The organism is Marinimicrobium sp., assembly GCF_002695945.1.
Lineage (GTDB): Bacteria > Pseudomonadota > Gammaproteobacteria > Pseudomonadales > Cellvibrionaceae > Marinimicrobium > Marinimicrobium koreense.
In genome coordinates, this window is the sequence record NZ_NZQP01000021.1 from 265,787 (window position 1) to 284,589 (window position 18,803).

The 18,803-nt window shown below is 59.2% G+C and carries 18 protein-coding genes; 5 read left to right on the forward strand and 13 right to left on the reverse strand.

Features of this window, described 5'->3' with window-relative positions:
- Positions 1–89: 89 nt before the first annotated feature.
- The 5 genes from CMG77_RS05125 to CMG77_RS05145 all read right to left on the reverse strand — a co-directional run bounded on the left by CMG77_RS05125 (position 90) and on the right by CMG77_RS05145 (position 7,066).
- Entirely contained in the window at positions 90–1,487 is a 1,398-nt protein-coding gene (locus CMG77_RS05125; RefSeq protein WP_286903708.1) for a cellulase family glycosylhydrolase, read from the reverse strand.
- Positions 1,488–2,009: 522 nt separating this feature from the next.
- A complete protein-coding gene (locus tag CMG77_RS05130; RefSeq protein ID WP_286903709.1) occupies positions 2,010–4,064 on the reverse strand; it encodes a discoidin domain-containing protein in 2,055 nt (684 codons plus the stop codon).
- A 736-nt stretch (positions 4,065–4,800) separates the two neighbouring features.
- Positions 4,801–5,562, reverse strand: coding sequence for an ABC transporter permease (locus CMG77_RS05135; protein ID WP_286903710.1), 762 nt, complete (start codon positions 5,560–5,562; stop codon positions 4,801–4,803).
- Positions 5,559–6,485 carry an ABC transporter ATP-binding protein gene (locus CMG77_RS05140; RefSeq protein ID WP_286805213.1) on the reverse strand — a complete coding sequence of 309 codons (927 nt, stop codon included), beginning with the start codon at positions 6,483–6,485 and terminating at the stop codon, positions 5,559–5,561. Before CMG77_RS05140 ends, CMG77_RS05135 begins: the two co-directional genes overlap by 4 nt.
- A gap of 59 nt (positions 6,486–6,544) precedes the next feature.
- Positions 6,545–7,066: a GyrI-like domain-containing protein gene (locus CMG77_RS05145; protein WP_286805215.1), complete on the reverse strand. Its 522-nt coding sequence runs from the start codon at positions 7,064–7,066 to the stop codon at positions 6,545–6,547.
- 252 nt (positions 7,067–7,318) lie between these two features.
- Here CMG77_RS05145 and CMG77_RS05150 point away from each other — a divergent pair, with 252 nt between their 5' ends.
- The gene (locus tag CMG77_RS05150; protein WP_286903711.1) at positions 7,319–8,293 is read left to right on the forward strand and encodes a helix-turn-helix transcriptional regulator; all 975 of its coding nucleotides are present in this window, start codon (positions 7,319–7,321) and stop codon (positions 8,291–8,293) included.
- A 25-nt stretch (positions 8,294–8,318) separates the two neighbouring features.
- Here the strand turns inward: CMG77_RS05150 and CMG77_RS05155 are convergent, their stop codons facing one another.
- The 6 genes from CMG77_RS05155 to radC form a co-directional block, all read right to left on the reverse strand.
- Positions 8,319–8,663 (reverse strand): YciI family protein, encoded by a 345-nt coding sequence (locus CMG77_RS05155; RefSeq protein WP_286805219.1) that lies wholly within the window; start codon positions 8,661–8,663, stop codon positions 8,319–8,321.
- Between the two features lie 147 nt (positions 8,664–8,810).
- A complete protein-coding gene (locus tag CMG77_RS05160; protein ID WP_286805220.1) occupies positions 8,811–9,539 on the reverse strand; it encodes an RNA polymerase sigma factor in 729 nt (242 codons plus the stop codon).
- A 30-nt stretch (positions 9,540–9,569) separates the two neighbouring features.
- Positions 9,570–10,151, reverse strand: a complete 582-nt coding sequence (locus CMG77_RS05165) for an outer membrane beta-barrel protein (protein ID WP_024461629.1) — start codon at positions 10,149–10,151, stop codon at positions 9,570–9,572.
- 192 nt (positions 10,152–10,343) lie between these two features.
- Complete coding sequence (rpmG, locus tag CMG77_RS05170; protein ID WP_024461630.1) at positions 10,344–10,499, reverse strand: 50S ribosomal protein L33; 156 nt, start codon at positions 10,497–10,499, stop codon at positions 10,344–10,346.
- Between the two features lie 12 nt (positions 10,500–10,511).
- Entirely contained in the window at positions 10,512–10,748 is a 237-nt protein-coding gene (gene rpmB, locus CMG77_RS05175; RefSeq protein ID WP_024461631.1) for a 50S ribosomal protein L28, read from the reverse strand.
- A gap of 382 nt (positions 10,749–11,130) precedes the next feature.
- A complete protein-coding gene (gene radC, locus CMG77_RS05180; protein WP_024461632.1) occupies positions 11,131–11,805 on the reverse strand; it encodes a RadC family protein in 675 nt (224 codons plus the stop codon).
- Between the two features lie 133 nt (positions 11,806–11,938).
- Here radC and coaBC point away from each other — a divergent pair, with 133 nt between their 5' ends.
- The 4 genes from coaBC (at position 11,939) to slmA (ending at position 17,354) form a co-directional block, all read left to right on the forward strand.
- Entirely contained in the window at positions 11,939–13,135 is a 1,197-nt protein-coding gene (gene coaBC, locus CMG77_RS05185) for a bifunctional phosphopantothenoylcysteine decarboxylase/phosphopantothenate--cysteine ligase CoaBC (RefSeq protein WP_286805223.1), read from the forward strand.
- 1,001 nt (positions 13,136–14,136) lie between these two features.
- On the forward strand, positions 14,137–15,648 hold the full coding sequence (locus tag CMG77_RS16120; protein ID WP_502691758.1) for a phosphomannomutase/phosphoglucomutase: 1,512 nt from the start codon (positions 14,137–14,139) through the stop codon (positions 15,646–15,648).
- Between the two features lie 44 nt (positions 15,649–15,692).
- Positions 15,693–16,607, forward strand: coding sequence for an acetylglutamate kinase (argB, locus tag CMG77_RS05195; protein WP_286805227.1), 915 nt, complete (start codon positions 15,693–15,695; stop codon positions 16,605–16,607).
- 138 nt (positions 16,608–16,745) lie between these two features.
- Entirely contained in the window at positions 16,746–17,354 is a 609-nt protein-coding gene (gene slmA / locus CMG77_RS05200; RefSeq protein WP_024461636.1) for a nucleoid occlusion factor SlmA, read from the forward strand.
- Positions 17,355–17,370: 16 nt separating this feature from the next.
- Here the strand turns inward: slmA and CMG77_RS05205 are convergent, their stop codons facing one another.
- Together CMG77_RS05205 and pyrE are read right to left on the reverse strand one after the other, a co-directional pair.
- The gene (locus CMG77_RS05205) at positions 17,371–17,982 is read right to left on the reverse strand and encodes a hypothetical protein (protein WP_286805230.1); all 612 of its coding nucleotides are present in this window, start codon (positions 17,980–17,982) and stop codon (positions 17,371–17,373) included.
- Between the two features lie 41 nt (positions 17,983–18,023).
- Positions 18,024–18,665 carry an orotate phosphoribosyltransferase gene (pyrE, locus tag CMG77_RS05210; protein WP_286805231.1) on the reverse strand — a complete coding sequence of 214 codons (642 nt, stop codon included), beginning with the start codon at positions 18,663–18,665 and terminating at the stop codon, positions 18,024–18,026.
- Positions 18,666–18,803: the final 138 nt, after the last annotated feature.

Here is an 18,803-nt window from a genome sequence, read left to right on the forward strand (position 1 = left end):
GACAGGCCAGGAAGCACGGGCGATCGAACCGACCCGCGCAATTCAAGCTCAGGCGACGCCCTGCAACCCGCGCCGCCCGACTAATCCGTTCAGTCACACAGCGGGCCAGACAGGCTTGGCGCTTGGGCATCCGCGCCCCCCTTGCTGACCTGAATGCCAAACTCGATGGTCTGTCCGGGTTGCAGGACACCATTCCAGTCGAGATTGGCTGCCGAGTAGGGGTTATTACCGGACAGCTTCGCGTTCCAACTGTTGGTGATACGTGAGCCGTCGCTGTACTCCCAGCTCACTGACCATCCGTCCACGGGCTGCGTACCGGAGTTGGTCAACCGAATGGCACCGATATACCCCGAACTCCATTCATTGGTGATCTGATACTCGCAATCTCCAGCACCTGGCTGTGCGCTGCTGGACGATGAATGACTGCTGGAACTGCTGCTTGAAACGCTGGAACTTGACGATGAGGAACTTGAAGAGGCGTCGCTACTGGACGATGAGTTTTGACCTTCGTAGACCGTCGCTGTCTGGGCCGTCTGGCGCAGCCCGTTACTGCTNTTGATCAGAAAATCGCCCCAGGAAGACAGATTGTCAACATCCCAGTTCAACGTGATATCCAGCGAGGCAACNTCGCTGCTGTTACCCGACCAGGACCACCCCAGATAGCCAATGCCATAGTCTTCGGCCACGGACAGAACCGACGCTTCATCAACCTCATTGCCGTAGTGATCCGCCCCGAATTCACCCACAATCAGCGGTAAATTATGGGTGGACAAGAATGTGGACACATAATTCTCAATAGTGGAACGGTCCTGGTACACCTCGTACATGTGNACGCTGAACAACGTGTTATTGCGCTCATCCGCGGCGGCCACGGTGGAGGCGTTATCGCGCATCACACCCTGCCAGTCCTGTCCCCAGTTGGCCGCATCCACCAGCAGTGTGTGGGTCAGGCCGGCTTCGCGCAGGCGCTGGATAGCGTCGACATGCTGATCCACCCAGGTACTCGCGGCCACCCCGTTTCCNAATGGCTCGTTGGCGATATTGATGATGACGTANTCTTCCTGCCCCTCAAGTACCGGAGCGATGTCGAGCCAATAGTCGACAACATTTTCCAGCGTTCCCGCACTGTCCTGCTCGCCATAACCGGTGGCGTCATGCACCTCCAGTACCGCAATCAGCTCGTTGTCTTTACACCATTCAATCACCTGCGCCACATCGGCGGCACTGTTGCGCGTCCACTGCTGGCCATCGGACAACACTATACGGACGGTGTTGGCNTTGACGCTGGCGATNTCGGACAGCGCCTGCTCGGTGCGACCGGTAAACCAGGTGTGAGGGTGGTTCACTCCGCGCATGATGAACGGATTGCCATTGCCATCCAGCAGTTGGGTTCCCNATACCTGAAATCCTGNCTGTACACCGATTGCAGCCGACAGGGCACTGGCACCCAAAGCGGCGCACGCGAGGGTTTTCTTGATAGCGTTCATGGTTCTTGCCTCTTTCTTTTATGAAATGGAGCAACGTTAAAACCCGAGTGTTTGAANCGTTCGGGTCTAAATTGCTTTCAACGTTACCCAAGCGTGAACCGGTCGCGCCGATTGTCGTCCCNGACGGCGGCGCGTTTTATTGTTTTATGATTTTCGGTGACCGAACGCGTCTCTTTATCGAATGCTTTGCAACGCGTTTTGTCTCCGANCCGGCGACACCCTAAAGTACTTTTTGACCATAAGACAATCCTGAAAACGCGATCGTGGCGCGNAATAGCGTGTNCTGTGTCACGAATCAAAAATGTCAACGTCGAGGCGGGGNATGGATCACATAAGCATTGTCGTTTCAATCAAAAATGGCGGGATTGAGTGCAACTGTTTCTTAATAAATAACATTTTCCGTTATTTGAATTTTTGCTAACAGCTGTAGGGAAGGTGGTTTAATCCGACACAAAAAAAGCCGGCACAGAGGCCGGCTAAGTNAAAATGTTTTTTTNAGATGCTTCACATCAGCGCAAGGCGTTATGGAACCGGATCAATCGGTACAAACTGACTGTAAAGGCCATTGACGTCAAAGACAGCAATGGAGAACTCGTAGATTCCGTCTNCNAGATTCAGNTCATGAGACGTGGCGTACGCATCGTTCACCACAACCGACTGAGACTCNCCANCGGCGCCCTGCTGNTAGCGGATNTCATAGCCGCCAATTTCATNCANCTCCAGGTAGCTACCATTTTCGCGCTGATCCGGNGTCGTCCACTCCAGGACCACGCCGTCACCCACAACCTGCTCACTGTTGGTGGTGACCACCAGCGTGGTGCTNTTTTCGGACCANTTGCCCGCCGCATCNCCCGCGCGCACCGAATACTGATAGGTGGTTCCTGNGGACAAGCCCGTGTCGGTGTAGCTGGTCTCGGGCGCCAACAGTTCCGTGATTCGGGCGCCATCGCGATACACCTCATANCTCATCACCGCNTCGTTATCANTGGATTCCGNCCAGGACAGGGTCACGTAAGAGGTGCCAACCGCGGTATCGTTCAGTGAACCCGGCGCCGTNGGTGCCGTCGTATCNACCGTTTCCTCTTCAGTGGGTTCTNCCTCGCCGGTAGAACCATCACCGGTGGAGCCATCATCAGAGCCGGTGTCGGTATCAGAGCCGGTGTCGGTATCAGAGCCAGTGTCGGTCTCGGAGCCNGTACCGTCATCAGTGGAGCCATCGGTGCCATCGGACGGTGAGNCGGCGCTGTCGNNCGGATAACCGAACACCTGCATTTCCCACAGTGAGTGACCCCAGGATGTCGCCCGGGCCAGGCCCATCATGCGNACATAGCGACCGTGACCGTCGACGACGAGNTCATCGGTACCGCCATTGCCATCGACAATGTGCTCGACCGTTGTCCAACTTTGGCCATCGTAGGACGTCTGAATCTGGTATTCACTGGAATACGCNGTTTCCCAGTCAAGGTTAANNCCGGTGANCTGATGCGCCTCGCCCAGATCAACCTGCAGCCAGGCGGTATCNCCGTAAACNCTGGCCCAACGTGTACTGCCGCTACCGTCAAAGGCATTNTCCGGCGCGTANGCATCNCGNTCNGTGGACGAGGCNGTTGCCGGNCGTCCCTCGGANACCAGTTGCGGNTCNGGNGCNACGTAGGGTTCNGCTCCATANACTTCNAGNTCCCACAGNGANATGCCCCANNGGGTNGCGCGCTGNACGCTCTGAATNCGGACGTAGCGACCNGTTGCGCTCAGCTCAACAANGTCCTCNCCACCATCGCTGTTCGTGACCGANTGNACCGTCTGCCAGTCGTTNGCGTCCGNCGACACTTGAATATCGTAGNCTTCGGCGTGCGCCACTTCCCAGCGAAGAANCAGGGAGGAGAGATCATAGGTCGCNCCAAGATCCACGGCGATCCACTGATCTTCGCCGTACTCACTGGCCCAACGCGAATTCATGTCGCCGTCGACCGCCTCTTCGGGCAACCGGCTGCTGTTCTCGGAGGAAGAAGCGAACATCGTCTGGTTTAACGCCAGATTCGCGCCGTCCCCTGAGGTGGTTTCGGAATCGGTTGTGGATTCAGGTTCAGTTTCGGGCTCGGGCTCGGGCTCGGGCTCGGGCTCAACACCGTAAACTTCCAGCTCCCACAGGGATACACCCCACTTGGTGGCACGCTTGACGCTTTCGACACGAACATAGCGCGCGGACCGGGTCATGGCGAAACTGTCGACACCGCCGTTGCTGCTGGTNACGGCGCTGACGGTTTCCCAATTGCTGCCGTCCAGCGAAACCTCAAGATTGTACTGCTCGGGATAGGCCGTTTCCCATTGAAGTATCACNGAAGAAATGTCGTAAACACTCTCCAGGTCAACAATGATCCAGTTGCCATCGGAAAAATCGCTGCTCCAGCGAGTACCGACATTGCCATCGACGGCAAACTCGGCNTCACGATTTCTGTTCTGGGAGGAGGAGGCGGACACCGGCTTGTCCAGGGCCANATTTGACGGCGCGGCAGCCACCGCGCCATAGGCGGGGGCCAGCAGTGCGGCGGCCAATACNGCAGAAGCAATGTATTTCATTGAATACCTCGAAAGTGTTGATTGCTACCGCTCACTTTCGAGGTGCGTTGCGTCAGGTGCGGCCGGACATACTCCCGCCGTCACCTTCCGCACTCCGGAAGGAAGCGATAACCCAGTTACTGATGCAACCCATGGAGCTATTCATAAATGGAATCCATCCGACCGTTAAATAGCTTTGAAAGAGAACGAGTGGCCCGGGAGCCATTCGCGTTGGTGGCAAGAATAGGGATCATTTTTCGTCTGTCAATCGACGGAAGGAGTTCACAATTTCAGAAATCTTTGCGGGGCGATATNCATTGATAGCGAGTGATCAACCACAGCGTAAAATAGGTTGAGCTGCTAACCAATTAGCATCGCTCATGTGATGAAAGTCCGCACCCGGAAGGACACAGGCCCAGATCGTCGTTTTAATAAACAGGNGTATAACCGGGAGTTTGGATGTTGNTTACGGACNGGGGAACCGCGTCGCACTTTTACCGGTNAACCATCGGGCGGNGGCNNCTCAAAAATGTGAACTGTTATATAAAGACANNCTTGACATTTCTTTTCCTGNTAAGAAAACAAGGNATCAGGTCGNCATTTCAAGACCATTTNGCGATAAAAACANCCGTTCTATAATTAAAAAATTGAATAAAACGGAAAAAATCTTCGGCTTTCCTGCTTGAAACCCCGATTTTTGTGGTTTGGCGCGACAACCTCCGAGATGGGCNCCGTCGAACGATCGCCGCCACCCTCATCATGGCTTGATTTTATAGCCGGTTTTGAAGAGCCACGCGATGACCCCGAGACAGANCAGCATAAACACCAGAATCATGGTGAGACTCAGCCCGACTCCCACATCGGACACGCCATAAAAACTCCAGCGNAAACCGCTGACCAGGTACACGACCGGATTGAACAGGGTAATGGTCTGCCAAAGNGGAGGCAGCATNTTGATGGAATAGAANCTGCCNCCNAGNAACGCCAANGGNGTGATCACCATCATGGGNACNATCTGCANCTGCTCAAANCTCTCCGCNACCACNCCNATGATNAANCCCAGCAGGCTGAAGCTCAGCGATGTCAGAATCAGAAACGCCAACATCCAGAAGGGATGNTCGATGGAGTAGTCCACAAACACCCTCGCGGTCAGCAGGATGATCANNCCCAGGATGATGGACTTGGTGGCCGCCGCGCCNACNTAACCAATGACAANCTCNAGNGCNGAAACCGGGGCGGACAGTATCTCGTAGATGGTGCCGGTNAACTTCGGCATATANATACCGAACGATGCGTTGGAGGTGCTTTCGTTCAANACCGTCAGCATGATCAGNCCCGGAATGATGTAGGCNCCGTANCTGACGCCGTCGATCTCNACCATGCGCGAGCCGATCGCAGCCCCGAATACCACAAAGTAAAGCGAGGTGGACAACACCGGCGAGGCAATACTCTGCATGAGGGTGCGCCAGGCCCGCGCCAGTTCAAACAGATAGATCGCCCGAATCGCATACCCGTTCATGCGCGCTCCTCCACGAGGCTGACAAAAATATCTTCCAGTGAGCTCTGGGACGTGTGCAGGTCCCGATAATCAATATTGAGTTCGGCCAGTTGCCGTAACAGCCGGGCAACCGCCACCGGATCACCCTGCGCATCGTAGGTATACGTCAGTTGATAACCATCATCGGACAAGGTGGTCTGTTCCGCGGGCAGAGCGGTCGGCACCTGATCCAGGGGTTCACTGAGCTGAAGGGTCAGCTGTTTCTGTCCGAGCTTCTGCATCAACGCGGCTTTTTCATCCACCAGGATGATCTCGCCGCGCTGAATGACCCCCACCCGATCGGCCATATCTTCGGCCTCTTCAATATAGTGGGTGGTGAGAATGATCGTTACGCCGCTGTCGCGCAGTTGACGGATCATCCGCCACATATCCCGGCGCAACTCGACGTCCACACCGGCGGTGGGCTCATCGAGAAACAGAATGCGCGGCTCATAGGCCAGGGCCTTGGCGATCAGAACCCGACGCTTCATGCCACCGGAGAGCGCCATGATCCGGCTGTCTTTTTTATCCCACAGCGACAGATCTTTCAGCAGCTGCTCCAGGAACGCATCATTGGGTGGCTTGCCAAACAGGCCCCGGCTGAATCTGACCGTGCTCCATACGGTTTCAAAAATATTCACGGCCAATTCTTGCGGCACCAGGCCTATTTTCTGACGGGCCGCCCGATACTCTTTCACAGTGTCGTGGCCATCGGCCAACACTCGACCGCTGGTCGGATTGACGATGCCACAGATGATGCTGATCAGCGTGGTTTTACCGGCGCCATTGGGCCCGAGTAACGCGAATATTTCGCCGGGGTTGATGTCCAGGCTGACATCCGTCAGCGCCTGAAAGCCCGATCCGTATACCTTGCTCAGGCCCTGAACTGAGATTATCGGTTGCACAAGTACTCCTGATGGTTTCCCTGGAAAGTCGCCAGTGTACGGGGTAACGCCGGCCAGAACTACGCCCCGACCACCTCTTCCTGCAGGGGCACCCAGATCTGGATACCGCCCCACCCAGTGCGAAAATCAAACTCGGCGCCATAGCGTTCCAGGAGCAGGGGGCCATTGCGACGCTGGGGGCTTAAATTGAGCCCCGGCAGGCTATGGGCAAAAATGGTGTGCAGGGCCGGGCGCAACTCCGACACATGATCCCGGTGCAGAAACACCGCATAGCGCTGCGCCGGCACCGTCAGGCGATCCCAGTCATCATTGATTCTCTGGAAACCGGGCACTTCCACCGCGGTCATATAGTCGAAACCATCCGGCGAGTCGGCGGCGGGTAATAACACGCCATAACTGTGTTTATCGGTCTGATCCGGAATCCAGCCCCGGTAGGGCGAAAACTTCTCCCAGAACCCCGGAATCGCGGTCGATGGTAATCCCTGGATTTTTCGCCTCAGCCCCACCAGCCGAAATCCTGACAGCGACTCCACTCCCAGAAGTCCGGGAACGGCCGTAGCGGGCGCTTTGAATGAATGCATACCTGTCATGAATCTGTCCCCATCATTGTCACCGGAATAAACCTTTTCCTGTCTGACGCGCTAACCCGCTGCACCGGATTCGGCTTCGGGAAGAACGGACAGAGCGTCAGCGTGCTCGCAATCTCCTCACCGATACGGTCGACTGCACACCCCCAATATCGACAGACCATGGAATTTACCGGACAAATACGACATTATTTGACGTACATCGCCCCGACAATGGCAACGAACCAACACCGAGGGGTCAGCCCCATGGCGAATACCGCGACACGCCTGTTCAATCTGATTGCTTATCTGCAGCGCCACCCCAACAGTTCGGCCTCACAGCTGGCCGAAGCACTGGATGTTTCGGCGCGCACCGTGCAGCGCTATATCGTTATGCTCGAGGATATGGGTATTCCGGTGTACGCCGAGCGCGGTGCCCAGGGTGGCTATTCCCTGGTGCGCGGCTACCGCATGCCACCACTGATGCTCTCGCCGGAAGAAGCCGTGGCGGTACACCTGGGGACCGGACTGATCGAGTACGTGTGGGGCAAGCTGTTCCGGGGGGCGGCATTGAGCGCCATGACCAAAATCGAAAACGTCCTGCCGGAAGAACAACTGCAAGAAATCGCCTGGGCTCGTGGCAACCTCATCACCCAGGGCATTCCGCGGATCAACCCCAATCTCGATATGGAACAACTGGAGACTCTCTACCAGGCCGTTCGGCAGGGTTTTCAGGTGCGGGTTCTGTATCAGGGCAAACAACAGCCCGCCCCTCAATGGCGAACCATCGAGCCCTATGTCCTGGTCTACAGTTGGGGCCAACAGTATTGCATCGCCTATTGCCGGTTGCGCCAGGCCATGAGGTCCTTTCGGGTCGACCGGATTCAAGCGATGGAGCGGCTCACCGAGACGTTCAACAAGCCACCCGAATTTGACCCGGCTCAGTACCTGGACGAGCACTTTGAAGGCCAGTCGTCCTACGAAGTGCGGCTGTTTTTCTCCGCTGACACCGCCAGCGTGGCGCAGGATTACCGCTGCTGCTGGGAAAGCTTCGAAGAGCGCCCCGATGGATCGGTGGTGGCGGGCTTCCGCGCCAGCGACCTGGACACCGCGACCCGCCGTGTCATGTGTTTTTTACCGGACGCGCGGGTGCTCGGCCCCGCAGAGCTCAAGCACCGAATTGCCTCGACCAGCCGGGCCATTGCCGAACAGTACGAACCGGATACTGCCATGGCGCGCTGACTGCCATGGCGCGCGGAAGAGCGCGCTAGACCTGAAGCTGGCGAATCGGACGCACCTCAACGCTGCCCACCCGCGCCGGAGGAATACCGGCGGCGATGGTGATCGCTTCATTGAGATCCTTGGCGTCGATCATGTAAAAACCCGCCAACTGTTCTTTGGTTTCAGCAAAGGGCCCGTCGGTAATACTCACCTGCCCGCCACGTACCCGCACGGTGGTCGCAGTAGCAACCGGCTCCAGCGCCTCGCCGGCCAACATATGACCACGCTCGGCGAGGCTCTGGGCGTAGGCGTGGCACTCGGTATCTTCCGGGCTGTCGGGCAGACCGTGGAGATCCTGTTCATCACTGTACACAAGACAAAGGTATTTCATGGGACGTTTCCATTTTCAGGGCTAGACGTTAGGTGGCAACCCGCGTGGTTACACCGTCGGGCACCGTTCAGCTACCAGTAATCAGTCGTTTCCGGCCCGGTGAATTCGACACCGGGTGAACGCTCCACTCCGAAACCCCGGCTGTTGTTATTGCAGTGCCTTCAGACGCCCCTGGAGATAGCGTCGCTCCGGCTCCTGTTGAACCAGCGCCAGGGCCTCGCCATAGGCCTCCCAGGCCTCCCGGTCGCGCCCCAGTTTCGCCAACAGGTGCGCCCGGGCGGCGGGCAACAGGTGGTAGCCCGCCAGCGCACCCTGATCATGCAACTGGTCCATCAATGCCAGGCCCGCCGCCCAGCCGTCGCGCATGGCAACGGCGGCGGCCCGGTTCAGCGCCACCACGGGCGAGGGCGACACCTGCAGCAACAGGTCGTACAGGCCGACGATCTCCTCCGTGCTCAGGTCACAGACCTCCCGCAGGGTTAAGGCGATCTGGGCGTCGGGGGACAGACTGGGGTGACAACAGGTAAAGATCAGGCGCAGGCGGTCGTCTTCAATCCGATCATCATCGGTAAGCAGGTCGCGCTCGGTCTGCTGATACAGGGAATCGGCAATCGCCTGCTGAGACTCGTCAAAGCGGGCCCGTCGGCGCAGCTGATCAATCGCCTTGAAACGACCCGTGGACACCAACCAGGCGCGCGGGTTATCGGGAACCCCCTCACTGGGCCACTGGGTCGCCGCCACCATGAAGGCGTCATGCAGCGCCTCCTCGGCCAGATCAAAGCTCCCCAGCAGCCGGATCAGCGTGGCCAGTACCCGGCGCGACTCCCGCTGATACACCTCGGCGAGCTGTTGCTGACTGGAACCCTGATCAAGCATGCTGCCCCTGCCGACGTCCGATCACCGACCTCAGAAACGATAATCCCATTGCAAGGTGTAGGTTTCAAAACGGTAGTCATCGGTTTTGACCAACTGGCGATATTCGATATTGAAGTTCAACCGCTTGTTCACAAACCAGCCCATACCAATGCCATAGGATGTGCCCGACAGAGAGTCGTCGGCCTGGGTGCCGGTATTGCCCTGCCAGCGCGTTACCTGGGTATCCAGCTCTGCGTAGCCCAGCAATCCATACAGCCGAGCTACCTCATTGGTGATTTCCGGGCGGTAGTACAGGGCCGAGTAGGTCTTTACCTCGCGTTCGATCTCGCTCAGGCTGGCATCGGTTGCCTGCTCAGCCAGAAAATAATCCGAGCTGATGTCCCGGTCGTCCTTCAGTCCCGCACCCAGTCGAGCCTCGAGCCCCAACAGGCCGTTGTACTTGTATCCCGCCGAAAATTCGACCACCGGCATCTCGGCTTCATCGTAGGGGGTGCGGGCGTCTCCGGTGACCACCCCGCCACCAATACCGGCATAGAAACCCCGGTGGTTATCCGCAAGCGCGGGGACGGCCAACAGCACCAGTGCGGCGCCAATACTCCAAGCGGTTTTCATAAGCAGCTCCCTGAGGTGGGCGTTATCGGTCATTGTCACTTGGCGGGAAGTATCGCACAGCGGCGCGGGGGATCAACGGTCGGGGGACGATTTTCGAACCGGATTCACGTTTCAGTGGCGCAATTCCTACCCCTGAAACGACAGAACCCGGCACAGGGGCCGGGTTCTGATCGGAACGAAGCACAAAATCGCTTACTTGATTTTGCCTTCTTTGTAGACCACGTGCTTGCGGGCAACGGGGTCGAACTTTTTGATTTCCATTTTCTCGGGCATGTTCCGCTTGTTCTTGTCGGTGGTGTAGAAGTGACCGGTGCCCGCGGTGGAGTTCAAACGAATCTTATCGCGCATGGGAGTTCTCCTTTAAACTTGTTCGCCGCGAGCGCGCAGATCGGTCAGTACGGCGTCAATGCCGCGCTTGTCGATTACACGCATACCTTTGGAGGAAACCTTCAGCTTCACAAAACGCTTCTCGGATTCCACCCAAAAACGGTGAGAATGCAGGTTGGGCAAAAAACGACGCTTGGTGTGGTTTTTTGCGTGAGATACATTGTTTCCAGTAACGGGACGCTTGCCGGTTACCTGACATACCTTGGACATGGTCTTGCCTCGTCGTATTCAGCGCGCTGCGCTGCGGGTTGGTTGCTGCCACACCACAGCCCAGCACGGGGTGTTTTTGTAGCCTGATTCGATCAATTTGCGGCCCGGGGACACGAGGTCCGGGGGCGGCTCCTGGCGCTATGGCCGGCTACCCAGCCGCATAAGGGCGCGTTTTATACCAAAACCGACGAGCAATAGCAATGTTTTCTCCCGATTTTGGTGATTTTTTAGTCAACACCTACGAGTGGGCTTCACGTCCGGTCCGGTGTCGGGTGTACTGTTTCTGAACACGCCGTACATACGTCCCTGTAGGCTCGGATCGCGGGTCCCCGCTCTACGGTCCAGAAACAGTACACCCGACACCGGACCTCAGTGCCATTCTTCACAACCAACCGCGCTCGGCGAACGAGACGACTTCACCGTCACCGACCACCATGTGGTCCAATACTCGCACCCCCACCAGATCCAGCGCCTCCCGCAAGCGCTCGGTGATCCGGCGGTCCGCCTGGCTCGGCTCCGCCACGCCAGAGGGGTGGTTGTGAGCCAGAATCACCGCGGCCGCATTGTGAGTAAGTGCTCGCTTTACCACCTCTCTCGGGTAAACACTTGCGCCATCAATCGTGCCCTGAAACAACTCATCAAAGGCCCGGAGTCGGTGCTGGTTGTCCAGAAACAGCACCGCGAACACCTCGTGCGGGCGATGGCGAAGCTGGGCGCTGAGGTACTGGCGGACCAGATCCGGGCTGGTCAGGGAATCGCCCGCCTCCAGGCTGGCGGATAAATGGCGGCGCGCCATTTCCAGTACGGCCTGTAACTGGGCGAACTTGGCGCTGCCCAGGCCCTGCCCCCGGCAGAACGCGGCCTGCGAGGCCTCCAATAACGGGCGCAGGCCACCGAATTCGGCCAAGAGCTCCCGCGCCAGGTCCACAGCGGATTTGCCGGCGCAGCCGGTACGAAGAAAGATGGCCAGCAGTTCGGCGTCGGAGAGGGCGGCGGGGCCGCGGCTGAGCAGTTTTTCCCGGGGGCGTTCGGCCTCGGGCCATTGGGCAATGGACATGATGTGACTCCCTGTCTTGAAACGTCTGGTCTTGAAACCGGCTGGAAACGCGTCGTCCTAGTGATTCGGGGCTAGAGAATGGTATCTTAGCCGGTTCAAGTCAAGCTGTCAGACCTCCACAGACCGGATCGCCATGAGCTCACTGACCAACAAACGTATTCTGTTAGGTGTCACCGGCGGCATCGCCGCCTATAAGAGTGCCGAACTGGTGCGCCGCCTCAAGGAGCGGGGCGCGGATGTGCGCGTGGTAATGACCGCTTCGGCGCGCGAGTTCATGACCCCGCTGACCTTTCAGGCACTGTCGGGCAACCCGGTACATACCGATCTGCTCGATCCGGCGGCCGAGGCGGCCATGGGGCATATTGAGCTGGCCCGCTGGGCGGACCGGATTCTGGTGGCGCCAGCCAGCGCCAACTTCATGTCTCGCCTGGCCGAGGGGCGGGGCGATGACCTGCTGACCACCCTCTGCCTGGCGACCCGGGAGCCCATCGTTCTGGCACCGGCCATGAATCAGGGCATGTGGCAGAATCCGGCGACGCAGGCGAATCTGGAGACCCTAAAAGGGCGCGGTATTCACTTGCTCGGGCCCGGCGACGGCAGCCAGGCCTGTGGTGAAGTCGGCCCCGGCCGGATGCTCGAACCCGACACGCTGGCGGAGGCCATGGCGGCCCAGTTTGCCACCGGGCAGCTGGCGGGTCGCCACGTGGTGATCACCGCCGGCCCCACCCGGGAAGCCATCGACCCGGTGCGCTACCTGAGCAACCACAGCTCTGGCAAAATGGGCTACGCTTTAGCCGAAGCGGCTGTTGAAGCAGGCGCCCGGGTGACACTGATCAGTGGCCCCACCGGGTTGCCGACCCCCGAGCGCGTCACCCGTATCGACGTGACCAGCGCCCTCAAGATGCTTGAGGCCAGCCTGGCGCAGGCACCTCAGTGCGATCTGTTTATCGGTGCGGCCGCCGTGGCGGATTACCGCCCGGCCGACTATCAGCCGCAGAAAATGAAAAAAGGCAATGAGGACACACTGCAGATTACGCTGACCAAAAACCCGGACATTATTGCCGCCGTTGCCCAGATAGAAAACCGGCCCATCACCATAGGCTTTGCCGCCGAGAGCGAACAGCTGCTCGAATACGCCCGCGGCAAACGGGAGCGCAAGGGGCTGGATGCGATCATTGCCAATGACATCAGCCGCGAGGGGCTGGGCTTCAACAGTGATGACAACGCGGTCACCCTGATCGATGCCGAGCGTGAGCTGGCCCTGGGCCCGATGAGCAAAACCCGGCTGGCCCGCGCCCTGATCGCTGAGCTCAGCCGCTATACCCGCTGACTGACGACAACCATTCCAGAGACCGACAACGGGAATCCGATACCGTGGCGAACCGAACTTCCAAGGAACAACGACAAAAGCAGGCACGTCTGGCGCGCCAGAAGCTGATTGGCGCTCTGGTGCTGGGGGTACTCGTGCTGAACGGCCTGCTGGGTTACTGGCTGTACGGCATTCTGGTAACAGATGTTCAGGATCGTCGCCTGGAGGCGGCAGTGGAGGCTCAGGCCGAGCAACGTGCGCAGCCACTGCAGGATTATATTCGGGAGCTGCGGCAACGCGTGGCGGCACTGGCGGCAGAACCGGCCACCGCTGAGGCGCTTCAGGGCTCGACGGAGGTCCGACAGTCAGCGGCAGAAGCGATTGCCGCGCGCATTGAGCATAGCATTGCCGCGCGCCTGATTCCGGCGGGCAGCGCTCGGGTCGAACGCGACCACCCCGCCCCCATCCGATTTGCCGAGCTCGATCTGATCCGCCGGGCGGAGCGCCGTGACAATCACCTCCCGGAGCTGGCCAAAGTGGATCAACAATGGCAGTTGCATGTCATTGAACCCATTCCGCCGTCCGCCGACGAGCCTGTGGAGGGAACCCTCCTGGTCACACTCAATGACACCGGCTGGCGCTCGCTACTGGATGCCGCCAGTAAAAGCCTGGGGCGCACCGAGCTGCACCAACAGATTCCGGGCAGCAATCCCCTGGCGGTCTACCTGAGCGGTCAGGGGGAAGGCGGCGCCAAGCACTCCGTCGCCATCCCCAATAGCCACTGGCGCCTGAGCTTCACGGCCTCGCCCGAGCTGGTGGCCCAGACCCGCGAGCTTCCGACGCTCTGGCTGCTGGTCCTGTCCACCACCACCATCGGCGGATTGCTGCTGGCCTGGTTCAGTGGCCATATGATTGAGCGCCGACAGCGCCAGAGCGCCCGTCCCATTCAGGTGCCCGGCGCCGCGCGCTCGGGCGGCAAAAACGCCGACGCGCAAGACGAGCACGGCGAAGAAGAAATCGGCATGATCAACACGCTGTACCAGAACCAGGACATTCTGGACCTGGATGTCAGCGACGAGGACGAAGACATTCTCGCCCTGGACCAGGCACCCACCAAAACGGCCGCCGCCGACGCGACCCAGGCGGGCCAGTCAGGCCCGACCATCCCCGAGGGGATTTTCCGCTCCTACGACATTCGNGGNCTGNCCGATACCGAAATCACCCCGGAGCTGGCCGAGCATATCGGGCGGGCNCTGGGCAGCGAGGCGCTGGATCACGGCGAAANCGATATGGTGCTCGCCCGGGACGGCCGGACGCACAGCCCGGTATTGGCCGAANCCCTGCGCAGCGGGATTGCCAGCACNGGTTGCAACGTNATTGATCTGGGCACNGTACCCACCCCCCTGATGTACTTCGCCACCCATCACCTNAGCGAAACCAGNAGNGGCGTCATGGTCACCGCCAGCCANAACCCCGGNANCTACAACGGNTTCAAAATGATCATCAACGGGGTCACCCTGGCCGANGATGCGGTNCTGGATGTNCGCTCGCGGATTCAGCGCCAGCANTACCACCAGGGCGAAGGGGAGACCCGNAGCCACGACATCATNACCGACTATATCGAACGCATTTTCTCCGACGTCGCGCTGGTCGGNGCCGTNTCGCTGGTGATCGACGCGGGCAACGCGGTCCCCGGTGTGGTGGCGCCCCGGCTGTTCGAAGAGCTGGGCTGNGATGTGACACCGCTGTACTGCGACCTGGACGGCACCTTCCCCAATCACGANCCGGACCCGACTCAGGANGCCAACCTNCAGGANCTNATTGCCAAGGTNCAGGANGTCGGNGCCGATCTCGGCGCNGCNCTNGATGGCGACGGCGANCGCCTGATNNTNGTCACCCCCNANGGNCGGATCATCTGGCCGGATCAACTGNTGATGCTNTTTGCCCGNGACNTNCTCGGACGCAACCCCGGNGCCGATGTNCTGTTCGANGTGAANTGCTCCCGCCAGCTGAACCANCTGGTNACCAGNTATGGCGGTCGGCCNATCATGTGGAAAACCGGNCACTCCCACATGAAATCGAANATGATCGAAACCGGNGCNCTGATCGGNGGNGAGTATTCCGGCCANATTTTCATCAAGGACCGCTGGTACGGGTTNGATGACGGTNTNTACACNCTGGCNCGTCTGCTGGANATCATCACCTTGCGCGATCAACCCATAGACGATATCTTCGCCGCCTTTCCGATTCTGCCCTCCACCCCGGAGCTGAAAATTCCGGTGCAGGACGACCAGAAATTCGCCCTNGTGGACCGNTTGATTGCCGAGGGCGACTTCCAGAGCGGCAAGCCGAGCACCATTGACGGGCTGCGGGTGGACTTTGCCAAAGGCTGGGGGTTGGTCAGAGCCTCGAACACCTCCGCGGCCCTGACCCTGCGCTTTGAAGGCGAAACCGAGGAAGCGCTGAATAAAATTCAGCAACTGTTTAAACGCGAGCTGTTGAAAATCGACAGTCAGCTCCAGATCGACTTTTAACCAACGTACCCTCAACAAGGTACTTTTAAACAACGGACCCCGCTATGTCACTGAACCGCACCCAGGCCATGAACGTGGCTCAGGTACTGACCGAGGCGCTGCCCTACATTCAGCGCTTTACCGGCAAGACCATTGTGATCAAATTTGGCGGCAACGCCATGGTGGACGAAGAACTGCAGAACAGTTTTGCCCGGGATATCGTGCTGATGAAACTGGTGGGCATGAACCCCATCGTGGTCCATGGCGGCGGGCCCCAGATTGGCGACCTGCTCAAGCAGCTCAACATCGAATCCGAGTTTGTCGGTGGCATGCGGGTGACTGACAGCAAAACCATGGACGTGGTGGAAATGGTGCTCGGTGGCACGGTGAACAAACAGATCGTCAGTCTGATCAATCACAACGGCGGCCACGCCATCGGCATTACCGGCAAGGACGGGCAACTGATCCGGGCCAAAAAGCTTTCGGCCAAGCGCCAGACGCCGGATATGCAGGCACCGGAGATCATCGACATCGGTCACGTAGGCGAGGTCGCCAGTATCAACACCTCGGTGATCGACATGCTGATCAACAGCGACTTCATTCCGGTGATTGCCCCGATCGGGGTGGGCGATGACGGCGCGTCCTACAATATTAACGCTGACCTGGTGGCCGGCAAAATTGCCGAGGTATTGCAGGCCGAGAAGCTGATGCTGCTGACCAACGTGGCCGGTCTGCAGGACAAGAGTGGCGAGGTCTTGACCGGGCTGACCACGCAGCAGGTGGACAGCCTGATCGCTGACGGGACCATTTACGGCGGCATGCTGCCCAAAATCGGCTGTGCGCTGGATGCGGTGAAAAGCGGCGTGAACAGTGCCCACATCATTGATGGACGGGTTGCCCACGCGGTTCTGCTGGAGATCTTCACCGACGCTGGCGTCGGCACGCTGATCACCAACAAGGCGCAGCAAGCCGCTCAATAACGCGCCCGAAAGCCGCACTGATCATTGAAAACCGGAGGCGATGGGGCAAGCCCCGCATCCTGTGCTAGGATATCCCCGTCGCCTGAAACGTCCTGAGGCCGCGCCGAAGGATTCACCCCTGACAACCTATGGACCGCCATGAGCAAGCCCACCGCCAAATCCTCCCGCCGCCAACAGATTCTGGAATCTCTGGCTCACATGCTGGAAGCCAGCCCCGGTGCCCGTATCACCACGGCCGCCCTGGCTCGGGAAGTGGGCGTCTCGGAAGCGGCGCTGTACCGCCACTTCCCCAGCAAGTCCAAGATGTTTGAAGGGTTGATCGAGTTTATCGAAGACACGATTTTCACCCGCATCTCCCTGATCCTGTCGGAGGAGCCGGCCGCTTTGCGCCGGTGCGAAAAGATTCTGCTACTGCTGCTGACCTTCACCGAACGCAACCCCGGCATCACCCGGTTGCTCACCGGCGACGCCCTGACCGGAGAAACCGAACGGCTTCGGCTGCGCGTCGCCCAGCTTTTTGAGCGGGTGGAAACCCAGTTGAAGCAGGTGTTGAGAGAAGCGGAATTGCGAGAGGGGTTACGGCCCAATTTGCCCTTGTCGGCCGCCGCCAATCTGTTGATGGCCTGCGCCGATGGGCGGATCACCCAGTTTGTGCGCAGTCAGTTCCGGCGCCCACCGACCGAGCACTGGGCGGAACAGTGGCCGGTATTGGTGAGCGGCCTGATGCGCGAACAGGTTCCGGCCTGATTCGCACCTCGGGGGTTCAGCGGCGGCCCTCGGCCGCCCGTATCTCGGCGAACGCCTCAATGTCCTGATCAAACTTGTCCGCCACCTCGTCGTACTCCTCCTGGCGATGGCGGATCTGCGCCTGTATTTCCTGAACTTCGGTTTTCAACGTCCCCAGATTGACCAGTACCGACTCGGGCACCTCCTGGCCGCTGCGCTCCAGACGCGCGGCCCGACTCTCCAGGTCCCGAATCTGCAAGCGCACATTGCTCAGGTTACTCTCCAGAATACTGATATTACCCTGCAGCTCCGCCAGACTGCGCCGCTTTGCATCCTCGATATCCTTGACCGTGCTGTACCGACGCTTCAGTTCCTGCTCGTAGGCCTCACGTTCCTGTCGAGCCTGCCGTTCGCGTGCTTCGGTTTCCAACTCTTCGTCGCTGGGCGCTGGAGGCACGGTTCTGAGCACCTCCCCATACATGGACACGACTTCGTAACCTTTCGGGACGTACTTCGGAGGGATGCGATCTTCCAGCACCTGCACGCCTTCATCGTTGGTGTATCGGTAGTACACTTTATCCTGCGCCTGGGCCAGCGACGCCAGGCCCAGGAGGCAGGATACCGAGAACCACAACACTGATTTACGCATAACGCCCTCGTTGCTCCATCGCGCTTGGGCGCGGATTCTGATTACACGCCGTACTCGGCGCGATAGGCTTCAATGGCCGCCACTACCTCTGGGCGGGCCTTGTCCGCTTTCAGATAGGCCACCACATCGTCCAGATTGACAATACTGACCACCGGAATGCCGTACTGCTGCTCCACCTCCTGGATCGCCGACAGGGAGCCCTTGCCGCGCTCCTGACGGTTAAGACCAATCAACACCCCCGCCGGTTCAGCGCCCGCCGAACGAATCAGTTCCATGGACTCACCCACGGCGGTTCCCGCAGTAATCACATCGTCCACAATGAGTACCCGACCGTCCAGCGGCGCGCCCACCAGAGAGCCGCCCTCGCCGTGGTCCTTGGCCTCTTTGCGGTTGAACGCGTAGGGCAGATCCCGACCATGCTGGTCGGCCAGGGCCACGGCCGTGGTGGTGGCCAGGGGAATCCCCTTATAGGCCGGGCCGAAAATCAGATCCACCTCCACCCCGGAAGCCATCAAGGCCGCTGCATAACACCGCCCCAGCCTGGCCAGCGCCTGGCCGGTCTGGAACTTGCCAGCGTTGAAAAAATACGGACTGACCCGGCCGGATTTCAGGGTAAACTCGCCAAAACCCAGGGCCTGGTGCTCAATCGCCAACTCGATAAAGTCGCGCTGGTAGTTCTCCATGCAAAACTCTCATAAATACGCTAGATTAAAAGTATCGGCTAAACCGGTAGGGCCCGGCATCAACCAACGGTCACTCTTGTGACCCCAATTATAACCGTCGCGCCCACGCCCGCATTGCCCAGCCGGCAATCCGTCCCG

What these genes read in the sequence shown, in the direction of transcription:
- CMG77_RS05145 (WP_286805215.1), bottom strand. Translation starts at nt 7,066, where the DNA reads ATGCATTCATTCAAAGCGCCCGCTACGGCCGTTCCCGGACTTCTGGGA.
- CMG77_RS05150 (WP_286903711.1), top strand. Translation starts at nt 7,319, where the DNA reads ATGGCGAATACCGCGACACGCCTGTTCAATCTGATTGCTTATCTGCAG.
- CMG77_RS05155 (WP_286805219.1), bottom strand. Translation starts at nt 8,663, where the DNA reads ATGAAATACCTTTGTCTTGTGTACAGTGATGAACAGGATCTCCACGGT.
- CMG77_RS05160 (WP_286805220.1), bottom strand. Translation starts at nt 9,539, where the DNA reads ATGCTTGATCAGGGTTCCAGTCAGCAACAGCTCGCCGAGGTGTATCAG.
- CMG77_RS05165 (WP_024461629.1), bottom strand. Translation starts at nt 10,151, where the DNA reads ATGAAAACCGCTTGGAGTATTGGCGCCGCACTGGTGCTGTTGGCCGTC.
- rpmG (WP_024461630.1), bottom strand. Translation starts at nt 10,499, where the DNA reads ATGCGCGATAAGATTCGTTTGAACTCCACCGCGGGCACCGGTCACTTC.
- rpmB (WP_024461631.1), bottom strand. Translation starts at nt 10,748, where the DNA reads ATGTCCAAGGTATGTCAGGTAACCGGCAAGCGTCCCGTTACTGGAAAC.
- radC (WP_024461632.1), bottom strand. Translation starts at nt 11,805, where the DNA reads ATGTCCATTGCCCAATGGCCCGAGGCCGAACGCCCCCGGGAAAAACTG.
- coaBC (WP_286805223.1), top strand. Translation starts at nt 11,939, where the DNA reads ATGAGCTCACTGACCAACAAACGTATTCTGTTAGGTGTCACCGGCGGC.
- argB (WP_286805227.1), top strand. Translation starts at nt 15,693, where the DNA reads ATGTCACTGAACCGCACCCAGGCCATGAACGTGGCTCAGGTACTGACC.
- slmA (WP_024461636.1), top strand. Translation starts at nt 16,746, where the DNA reads ATGAGCAAGCCCACCGCCAAATCCTCCCGCCGCCAACAGATTCTGGAA.
- CMG77_RS05205 (WP_286805230.1), bottom strand. Translation starts at nt 17,982, where the DNA reads ATGCGTAAATCAGTGTTGTGGTTCTCGGTATCCTGCCTCCTGGGCCTG.
- pyrE (WP_286805231.1), bottom strand. Translation starts at nt 18,665, where the DNA reads ATGGAGAACTACCAGCGCGACTTTATCGAGTTGGCGATTGAGCACCAG.